This is a genomic window from Bacillus cereus group sp. TH152-1LC (assembly GCF_027710505.1).
Lineage (GTDB): Bacteria > Bacillota > Bacilli > Bacillales > Bacillaceae_G > Bacillus_A > Bacillus_A mobilis.
Window position 1 is genome coordinate 171040 of record NZ_JAQFNK010000010.1, and the last position, 10240, is coordinate 181279.

Consider the following 10240-nt stretch of genomic DNA (forward strand, 5'->3'; position numbering starts at 1 on the left):
TCCAAAAAATAATAGAGAGAGGTGAAGGGAATGGTTAAACATAATGTACATGCGTCCGTGAAAGATGAAAAATTAGTTGCGTTAAGACGTGAACAAATGATTAAAGGTGCGGTGCAATTGTTTAAGCAAAAAGGGTTCCCACGTACAACAACGAGAGAGATTGCGAAGGCGGCTGGGTTTAGTATTGGAACACTTTATGAGTACATTCGTACAAAAGATGATGTTTTATATTTAGTTTGTGATAGTATTTATGAGCATGTAAAAGAAAGATTAGAGGAAGTAGTGTGTACAGAAAAAGGGAGTATAGAAAGTTTAAAGATAGCAATAACGAATTACTTTAAAGTGATGGACGAATTGCAGGAAGAAGTATTAATAATGTATCAAGAGGTACGTTTTTTACCGAAAGAATCACTCCCGTACGTATTAGAAAAAGAATTTCAAATGGTCGGGATGTTTGAGAATATTTTAGAGCAGTGTACAGAAAATGGGACATTTACATTAAATAAAAAAGAGATACAGCTTCTTGCACATAACATTTTCATACAAGGACAAATGTGGGGGTTTAGACGTTGGGCCCTGCAAAAACTGTATACGCTTGAAGAATATACAGAAATGCAAATTAGGTATGTACTGCAAGGAGCGCATATGTTTCCGAAATAAGGAATAGACAAATTATAATTTTATTACCATATTAAAGTTTCCCGTTTTTTTTGTAGCATATTTGTGCGACTTTTGTTTATAATGAATAGTATGGATTTTTTTAAGCAGACCGTTATATATAAGGTTATATTTGAAGAAAGGAAGTGCCGCATAAGTGAATTTTAAGCAATATTCACCAGAAGAGCTAAAAGAATGTTCAATGATTGAAGTTGTACATAGCGTTTTAGGGGATAAAAGACAAGCAACGACATTCAACGAGTTGGTTCAAGAAATCGCTCAAGTGCTGGGACTATCTCAAGAGCAAGTTAATGCGAAACTCGCACAATTTTATACAGATTTAAACATCGATGGACGTTTCATTAATTTAGGAGAAAATCGTTGGGGGCTACGCAGCTGGTACCCATATGAGCAAATTGATGAAGAAATCTTGCCTCAACCAAAACCGAAGAAGAAACGTAAAGTTGAAGAAGACGGTTTTGACGACTACATTGAAGAAGATGAAGACTTCGACGATGCAGACGGAAATGAAGAAGAAGAGGTAGAAGATTTGGACAAGGTTCTTGAAGAAGAAGACGGAGATGACGAAGATCTTGATGATTTAGATGAAGATGATGACGATGACTTCGCCGAAGAAGAACTTGAGTACGATGAAACTGAAGAAGAAGAAGAGGAAGAACTGTAGTTCTTGACTTTTCATTATCGTCCATGTAGAATCATTTTTGGGCTCTTTAAAAAAGGACGATAATACTTTTAAAGTGTAAATATAAAAGAAAATTGCTCCCTACTTATTACTTTTTGTGATGAGGGGAGCAATTTTCTTTTTTGTTTTTTGTTTAGAAAATAAAAAGAGTCTAACAATAAGATGGATACAGTGTTATCTACATACGTTGCGCTTTGCAACGGTGATTATATAACAGCAAAATAGGAGGGAGCTTTTTCATGACTAAGTATATTTTTGTAACAGGCGGTGTAGTATCGTCTTTAGGAAAAGGTATTACAGCAGCATCTCTAGGAAGACTTTTAAAAAATCGTGGTTTAAACGTAACGATTCAAAAGTTTGATCCATACATTAACGTAGACCCAGGGACTATGAGCCCATACCAACACGGTGAGGTATTCGTAACAGATGATGGTGCAGAAACTGACTTAGACCTTGGTCACTATGAGCGTTTCATCGACATCAACTTAAACAAATACAGCAACGTAACAACAGGTAAAATTTACTCTTCAGTTCTTCAAAAAGAGCGTCGTGGTGAATACCTAGGAGGAACAGTTCAGGTTATTCCTCACATTACTAACGAAATTAAAGAGCGTGTATACCGTTCTGGTCGCGAAACAAACGCGGACGTTGTTATTACAGAAATTGGTGGAACTGTTGGTGACATCGAGTCTCTACCATTCTTAGAAGCAATCCGTCAAATTAAGAGCGACATCGGTCGTGACAATGTAATGTACATTCACTGTACGTTAATCCCGTACTTAAAAGCAGCGGGTGAAATGAAAACAAAACCAACGCAACATAGCGTTAAAGAGCTTCGCAGCTTAGGTATTCAACCAAATATTATCGTTGTTCGTACAGAATTGCCTGTTTCTCAAGATATGAAAGACAAGCTTGCATTATTCTGTGACATTGATACAAAAGCAGTTATCGAAGCACGCGATGCAGATACTTTATATGCGGTTCCATTATCTCTTCAAGAGCAAAATATGGACCAAATCGTTTGCGATCACTTAAAATTAGACAATCCAGCTGCAGATATGACAGAGTGGACTGCGCTAGTTAATAAAGTACGTAACCTTTCTAAGAAAACAAAAATTGCTCTTGTTGGTAAATACGTAGAGCTTCAAGATGCATACATTTCTGTTGTAGAAGCACTTCGTCATGCGGGTTATTCATTCGACACAGATGTAGAAGTGAAATGGGTAAATGCTGAACACGTAACACCAGAGAACGTACAAGAATTAGTTGGCGACACAGATGGTATCCTTGTACCTGGTGGATTCGGCGATCGTGGTGTAGAAGGTAAAATCGTTGCAATTCAATATGCTCGTGAAAACAAAGTACCATTCTTAGGAATTTGCTTAGGTATGCAACTTGCATCAATCGAATTTGCACGTAACGTATTAGGATTAGAAGGAGCTAACTCTTCTGAAATTAATCCTGACACACCTTATGCAATCATTGACTTATTACCAGAACAAAAAGATGTAGAAGACTTAGGCGGTACACTTCGTCTTGGCCTATACCCATGTAAGCTTGCTGAAGAAACAAATGCATACAGTGCTTACAATGAGCCGGTTGTATATGAGCGTCATCGTCATCGTTATGAGTTCAACAATCAATTCCGTCCGGATATGGAAAAAGAAGGATTTGTATTCTCTGGTACAAGCCCAGACGGCCGTCTAGTTGAAATCATTGAATTAAAAGATCACCCTTGGTTCGTGGCAGCACAGTTCCACCCAGAACTAGTTTCTCGTCCAAACCGTCCACAACCATTGTTCCATGACTTCGTAAGAGCTTCTATTACGAATAAAGAGAGCAAGTAATAAAAAAAAGCGCCTGAAATAGGGCGCTTTTTTTAATATTCATTTAACATTTCATCGATTGTAAATTTGATCCCATGATATGCAAATAAAGCTATCATTAAACTTGGGAATCCGTAGCGATTGCCTTCATCATCTGGAATAAGACCTTTTAACAGCTTTGTATCAATATGTACATCTGTATATTGTTCTAGCGATTCAGTACCTTCTTGAATAGCAGAGATACCGACAATAGAGTGTCCATCGGCTTGAAGTTTTTTTGCCATTGCTACAACTTCTTCATCTGTTGAAAATCGGCTAATAAGAAGTACACGATCTGCAGGAGTTACTTCTACTTCTTTACCATTTTCAAATAATCGTTTTGCCTGCTTCATTGGTTCAGCACCGAATAATGCTTCAGCCACAACGCCCTCCATTTCATTTGTACCATGTAAATAAATGAAACCATCGCCAACTAATGCTTGAGCAAGTAGACGGGCGCTATCTTCTATATTCATTTCCTCTTTTTGAGAAACTCTGGAGAAATAACCACTTAATTGAGTTGAAAAAATTTTTAACATAATGTTACTCCCTTCGTACGTGTTTACCGGCTTTCATTATAGTTTATTTTTTTAGAAAGGTGAAATCGAAGGGTAGCATAACAAAATAGGAAACGGTAAAATAAGAAAGAATAGGAAGGAATTTGCCAAAGAATAGCGAAAATTAATCGTTAAGATATAAGAAGCTTTAAATCTTGTACTTACACAGAAAGGTTGGGAGTTATGGAAGGGAAAATTTTAATCGTTGATGATCAATATGGCATTCGTGTGTTATTACATGAAGTGTTCCAAAAAGAAGGTTATCAGACATTCCAAGCAGCGAATGGATTTCAAGCTTTAGATATCGTGAAAAAAGATAATCCAGATTTAGTAGTGTTAGATATGAAAATTCCAGGTATGGATGGTATAGAGATTTTAAAACATGTAAAGGAAATTGATGAGAGTATTAAAGTAATTTTAATGACTGCTTATGGAGAGCTTGATATGATCCAAGAAGCAAAAGATTTAGGAGCTTTAATGCACTTTGCCAAACCGTTTGATATTGATGAGATTCGTCAAGCAGTGAGAGAACAGCTTGCTATAGAGGCGTAAAAAATGAATTTTTTATAAAAAATATGGAAAAAAGCGTTTACATGGACTATTGAGCAGGTGAATACGGTTGAGTTTTTGAGTACAAGTTGTTATCCTATTGAGTGTAGAAAAAAGTCCGGTATGTAAATATACATATTTTACCTTATTCTGGTCATACTACCAGCGATAAGAACTTATCGGATACAAAAAACGTTTTTTAGGAGGATTCACCATGCCTTTAGTTTCTATGAAAGAAATGCTAAACACAGCACTAGAAGGAAAATACGCAGTTGGTCAATTCAACATGAACAACTTAGAGTGGACTCAAGCTATCTTAGCTGCTGCGGAAGAAGAAAAATCTCCTGTAATCCTAGGTGTATCTGAGGGTGCAGCTCGTCATATGACTGGTTTCAAAACAGTTGTAGCTATGGTTAAAGCTTTAATCGAAGAAATGAACATCACTGTTCCTGTAGCGATTCACCTTGACCATGGTTCAAGCTTCGAAAAATGTAAAGAAGCAATCGATGCAGGTTTCACATCTGTAATGATCGACGCTTCTCACCACCCATTCGAAGAAAACGTTGAAACTACTAAAAAAGTAGTAGAATACGCACACGCTCGTAACGTATCTGTTGAAGCTGAGCTTGGAACAGTTGGCGGACAAGAAGACGACATCATCGCTGAAGGCGTAATTTACGCTGATCCAGCAGAATGTAAGCACCTTGTTGAAGCAACAGGTATCGATTGCCTAGCTCCAGCTTTAGGTTCTGTACACGGTCCTTACAAAGGTGAGCCTAACTTAGGATTCGCTGAAATGGAACAAGTTCGTGACTTCACTGGTGTACCTTTAGTATTACACGGTGGTACTGGTATCCCAACTGCTGATATCGTAAAAGCTATCTCTTTAGGTACTTCAAAAATTAACGTAAACACTGAGAACCAAATCGAGTTTACAAAAGCTGTTCGTGAAGCATTAAGCAAAGACCAAGAAGTTTACGATCCTCGTAAATATATTGGACCTGGCCGCGACGCTATTAAAGCAACTGTTGCTGGTAAAATGCGTGAATTCGGTTCTAACGGTAAAGCGTAAGAATAAAATTCCGTTTTGGAAACCGTCTAGTCTTTTAGACGGTTTCCTTTCGTTGTATAATGAAAGCGTGAACAAGTCTAAAGATTTTTATCATTTTGTTTTTGAAATAGAAAATAATGTGCATAGTCCTATTAATAAATGTGATAATGTATCTAAATTGATAAAGCAAATTCGATAAATAGTTAATCTTTATCTATTCGTACTAAGGGAGAAATGAAGATAATGGTTTCCTATTTATTGAGTGTTAGGGTGGAAAGAGTGATTGAGATTCTTAAGGGGAGCTTTCTATAAAGATATAGAAAGTAAATACATTCACAAGAAGGGAGCTCAATATGGAAAAATTGCTAATTGAAGGCGGAAGAGCTTTAAATGGAACAATTCGAGTGAGTGGTGCAAAGAACAGCGCCGTTGCACTAATTCCAGCGACAATTTTAGCAGATACTCCAGTAACTATTGGTGGTGTCCCTAATATTTCGGACGTGAAAATGTTAGGAGACTTGCTAGAGGAAATTGGAGGAAGAGTAACTTATGGACAGGAGGAAGAGATGGTAGTCGATCCTTCTAACATGGTTGCAATGCCTTTACCGAATGGAAAAGTGAAAAAATTGCGTGCTTCTTATTATTTAATGGGTGCGATGCTTGGCCGTTTTAAAAAAGCTGTTATTGGGCTTCCAGGTGGATGTCATTTAGGACCGAGGCCGATTGATCAGCATATTAAAGGGTTTGAAGCGTTAGGTGCACATGTTACGAATGAACAGGGTGCGATTTATTTAAGAGCAGATGAATTGCGCGGGGCACGTATTTATTTAGATGTTGTTAGTGTAGGAGCTACGATTAATATTATGCTAGCAGCTGTGCGAGCGAAAGGTAGAACTGTTATTGAAAACGCAGCAAAAGAACCAGAGATTATTGATGTAGCTACATTGTTAACAAGCATGGGTGCACGTATTAAAGGTGCTGGCACAGATGTAATTCGAATTGATGGTGTGGATTCATTGCACGGTTGTCATCACACGATCATTCCGGATCGTATTGAAGCGGGTACGTATATGATTTTAGGAGCTGCATCAGGAGGAGAAGTAACGGTTGATAATGTTATTCCTCAACATTTAGAGTCAGTTACAGCGAAGTTAAGAGAAGCTGGTGTCCAAGTTGAAACGAACGATGACCAAATTACAGTGAACGGTAATAGAAGGTTAAAAGTAGTTGATATAAAAACACTTGTATATCCAGGATTTCCAACAGATTTACAACAGCCATTTACGACGCTTTTAACAAAGGCACACGGAACAGGTGTTGTAACAGATACGATTTACGGCGCGCGCTTTAAACACATTGATGAGTTACGTCGTATGAATGCACAAATTAAAGTAGAAGGTCGTTCGGCAATTGTAACTGGTCCTGTTTTATTGCAAGGTGCAAAAGTGAAAGCGAGTGATTTGCGAGCTGGAGCAGCCCTTGTTATTGCAGGATTAATGGCGGATGGAATTACAGAGGTAACCGGACTTGAGCATATTGATCGAGGTTATGAAAATATAGTAGACAAGCTTAAAGGTCTTGGTGCAAACATTTGGCGAGAACAAATGACAAGTCAAGAAATTGAAGAGATGAAGAACGCATAAGTGATACTTCCGCAAGGGGGAAGCGAAGCATCACTGCTTGCGGAAGTATACTTTGTAGAGAAACATGGTTCACAAAATACGGCAGAAATATAAAGACTTAAAGGAGAGGGATTATCGTGGAAAGAAGTTTATCTATGGAGTTAGTACGTGTAACAGAGGCTGCAGCATTATCATCAGCGCGTTGGATGGGGCGCGGGAAAAAGGATGAGGCAGACGGTGCAGCAACATCAGCTATGCGTGACGTATTTGATACAATTCCGATGAAAGGTACAGTTGTCATTGGTGAAGGTGAAATGGATGAAGCGCCAATGCTATATATCGGAGAAAAATTAGGTACAGGATATGGTCCACGTGTAGACGTTGCAGTTGATCCTTTAGAAGGGACAAACATCGTGGCAGCTGGTGGGTGGAATGCTCTTGCTGTTATTGCAATTGCAGATCACGGTAATTTGTTACATGCTCCTGACATGTACATGGATAAAATCGCGGTTGGCCCAGAAGCAGTTGGGGCGGTCGATATTGATGCGCCTATTATCGATAACTTACGTGCAGTTGCGAAAGCGAAAAATAAAGATATTGAAGATGTTGTAGCGACAGTTTTAAACCGTCCACGTCATCAAGCGATTATCGAAGAAATTCGTAAAGCTGGTGCTCGCATTAAATTGATTAACGATGGAGATGTGGCTGGAGCAATTAACACTGCATTTGATCGTACAGGTGTAGACATTTTATTCGGCTCTGGTGGAGCACCTGAGGGTGTATTAGCAGCAGTTGCATTAAAATGTTTAGGTGGAGAGATTCACGGAAAACTATTACCACAAAACGAAGCTGAATTAGCTCGTTGTAAAAAAATGGGTATTGAAGATATAAATCGTATCCTACGTATGGAAGACTTAGTAAAAGGTGACGACGCAATCTTTGCAGCAACAGGCGTAACAGACGGAGAACTATTACGCGGCGTTCAATTTAAAGGTAGCGTAGGAACAACACAATCCCTTGTTATGCGTGCAAAATCAGGCACAGTACGCTTCGTAGACGGGCGTCATAGCTTGAATAAAAAACCGAACTTGGTTATTAAATAAAAAGTGCAATCGGCTCGTTCAGAATCGCAGGGCATTGGAACTCTCGACCTTGAAGCGCTTTTTGCTTCGAGTGAGAGAGTGAAATGACCGGAGATTCTAGCCGCTGGAACTGGATTAAATAAAAAGCGTAAGCAGCTCGCTCAGAATCGCAGAGCATTGGAGCTCTCAGCCATTCTAGCTACTGAAACTATGTTAAATAAAAGCGAAGACAAATTTTCTTGTCTTCGCTTCTTGTATTTGTGTTTCAACGTATTGATTAAAACTAGATAAAAGGGTTACAATAGTGAATATTACCCTACTTGAACTTATTGCCTTTCATTATTAATTATTTGCCTTCCGTATTTTTTCCCTTTACCCATGTGAAAAGAGAATAACGTTAAAGTGTGGTGTCTGAATGAATTTGTCAATTGCAGCATTAGAAAACATGAAATTAAAAGAGTTATACGAGCTTGCGAAAGAATTTAAGATTTCGTATTATAGCAAATTAACGAAAAAAGAGTTAATCTTCGCTATCCTAAAAGCTCGAGCAGAAAAAGAAGGTTTCTTCTTTATGGAAGGCGTATTAGAAATTATTCAATCAGAAGGATTTGGATTCCTACGTCCTATCAACTATTCTCCAAGCTCAGAAGATATTTATATCTCAGCTTCGCAAATTCGTCGTTTTGATTTACGTAATGGAGACAAGGTTTCTGGTAAAGTACGACCTCCGAAAGAAAATGAACGCTATTTTGGATTATTACAAGTTGAAGCTGTAAACGGAGATGACCCAGAATCAGCAAAAGAGCGTGTGCATTTCCCTGCATTAACACCATTATACCCAGATCGCCAAATGAAATTGGAAACGGAACCGAAAAAGTTACCGACACGCATCATGGATTTAATCGCACCAGTTGGATTTGGACAACGTGGTTTAATTGTCGCGCCTCCAAAGGCTGGTAAAACTAGTCTATTAAAAGAAATCGCACACAGTGTTACAACAAATCATCCGGAAGCTGAATTAATTGTACTTTTAATTGATGAGCGTCCAGAGGAAGTAACAGACATTGAACGTTCTGTTAAAGGTGATGTTGTAAGTTCTACTTTTGATGAAGTACCAGAAAATCATATTAAAGTAGCGGAACTTGTGTTAGAACGTGCAATGCGTCTTGTAGAGCACAAAAAAGATGTGATCATTTTAATGGATAGTATTACCCGTTTAGCGCGAGCTTACAACCTTGTTATTCCGCCAAGTGGTAGAACATTATCGGGTGGTATCGACCCAGCTGCCTTCCATAGACCGAAGCGTTTCTTTGGAGCTGCACGTAATATCGAAGAAGGCGGTAGCTTAACGATTTTAGCAACAGCGCTTGTTGATACAGGATCTCGTATGGACGATGTAATTTACGAAGAATTTAAAGGAACTGGAAATATGGAACTTCACCTAGATCGTTCATTAGCTGAGCGTCGTATCTTCCCGGCAATTGATATTCGCCGTTCTGGTACACGTAAAGAAGATCTATTAATTCCGAAAGAACATTTAGACAAGCTATGGGGTATTCGCAAAACAATGCGCGATACACCAGACTTTGTTGAAGGTTTCTTACGTAAACTTCGTCAAACAAAGACAAATGAAGAATTTTTACAAAACATTGTTGCAGATTCGAAAAGATATGTAACAACTAAGTAAAGGGAAAAGATTGGGACTCGCTTATTTCGTAGTAAGCGAGTTTTTTTATGTTTTTTAAGGGAATATTAGAGAGAGTAATATATGGGGGGGATTTTGTTTTTTGAGATAAAAATCATATTTGGGTTGAGAGTTTGAAGTGTCCTGGATTCTGAACGAGCCGCTTGTGCTTTTAATTAATATCCAGTTCCGACGGCTAGCTCTTCGTGTCTAAGAACCTCCCGCACGAAAGGTAAAAAGCACCTTTTGTGCGAGAGAACCTTAGCCAGTCAGAGCTGAGCGAGCCGTCTCCACTTTAAATTATATCCAGCTCCGGCGGCTAGAATCTCCGGCCATTTCGCCCTCTCGGTCGAAGTAAAAAGCGCTTCTTGGTCGAGAGCTCCAATGCCCTGCGATTCTGAACGAGCCGCTTGTGCTTTTAATTAATATCCAGTTCCGACGGCTAGCTCTTCGTGTCTAAGAACCTCCCG

At 38.7% G+C, this 10240-nt stretch carries 9 protein-coding genes; 8 read left to right on the forward strand and 1 reads right to left on the reverse strand.

The genetic code is table 11. From position 1 onward, the window contains the following. The first annotated feature begins 30 nt into the window (after window positions 1–30). The 3 genes from PDL00_RS21415 to pyrG all read left to right on the forward strand — a co-directional run bounded on the left by PDL00_RS21415 (window position 31) and on the right by pyrG (window position 3207). On the forward strand, window positions 31–660 hold the full coding sequence (locus tag PDL00_RS21415; protein WP_000238598.1) for a TetR/AcrR family transcriptional regulator: 630 nt from the start codon (window positions 31–33) through the stop codon (window positions 658–660). A 154-nt stretch (window positions 661–814) separates the two neighbouring features. Beyond that, window positions 815–1342 carry a DNA-directed RNA polymerase subunit delta gene (gene rpoE / locus PDL00_RS21420; RefSeq protein ID WP_097817084.1) on the forward strand — a complete coding sequence of 176 codons (528 nt, stop codon included), beginning with the start codon at window positions 815–817 and terminating at the stop codon, window positions 1340–1342. A gap of 257 nt (window positions 1343–1599) precedes the next feature. Continuing rightward, entirely contained in the window at window positions 1600–3207 is a 1608-nt protein-coding gene (pyrG, locus tag PDL00_RS21425; protein WP_097817083.1) for a CTP synthase, read from the forward strand. A gap of 32 nt (window positions 3208–3239) precedes the next feature. Here the strand turns inward: pyrG and PDL00_RS21430 are convergent, their stop codons facing one another. Then, complete coding sequence (locus tag PDL00_RS21430) at window positions 3240–3764, reverse strand: DUF2529 domain-containing protein (protein ID WP_242257398.1); 525 nt, start codon at window positions 3762–3764, stop codon at window positions 3240–3242. A gap of 201 nt (window positions 3765–3965) precedes the next feature. On the opposite strand from PDL00_RS21430, the gene spo0F reads away from it, so the two are divergent. From spo0F to rho, 5 genes are all read left to right on the forward strand, one after another. Next, window positions 3966–4334, forward strand: coding sequence for a sporulation initiation phosphotransferase Spo0F (spo0F, locus tag PDL00_RS21435; protein WP_097863834.1), 369 nt, complete (start codon window positions 3966–3968; stop codon window positions 4332–4334). 211 nt (window positions 4335–4545) lie between these two features. Then, window positions 4546–5403: a class II fructose-bisphosphate aldolase gene (locus PDL00_RS21440; protein ID WP_001131858.1), complete on the forward strand. Its 858-nt coding sequence runs from the start codon at window positions 4546–4548 to the stop codon at window positions 5401–5403. Between the two features lie 332 nt (window positions 5404–5735). Beyond that, complete coding sequence (murA, locus tag PDL00_RS21445; RefSeq protein ID WP_000413265.1) at window positions 5736–7025, forward strand: UDP-N-acetylglucosamine 1-carboxyvinyltransferase; 1290 nt, start codon at window positions 5736–5738, stop codon at window positions 7023–7025. A 116-nt stretch (window positions 7026–7141) separates the two neighbouring features. Then, complete coding sequence (gene glpX / locus PDL00_RS21450) at window positions 7142–8107, forward strand: class II fructose-bisphosphatase (protein WP_000442336.1); 966 nt, start codon at window positions 7142–7144, stop codon at window positions 8105–8107. A gap of 394 nt (window positions 8108–8501) precedes the next feature. Beyond that, complete coding sequence (gene rho / locus PDL00_RS21455; RefSeq protein ID WP_001053898.1) at window positions 8502–9773, forward strand: transcription termination factor Rho; 1272 nt, start codon at window positions 8502–8504, stop codon at window positions 9771–9773. The last annotated feature ends 467 nt before the right edge of the window (window positions 9774–10240 follow it).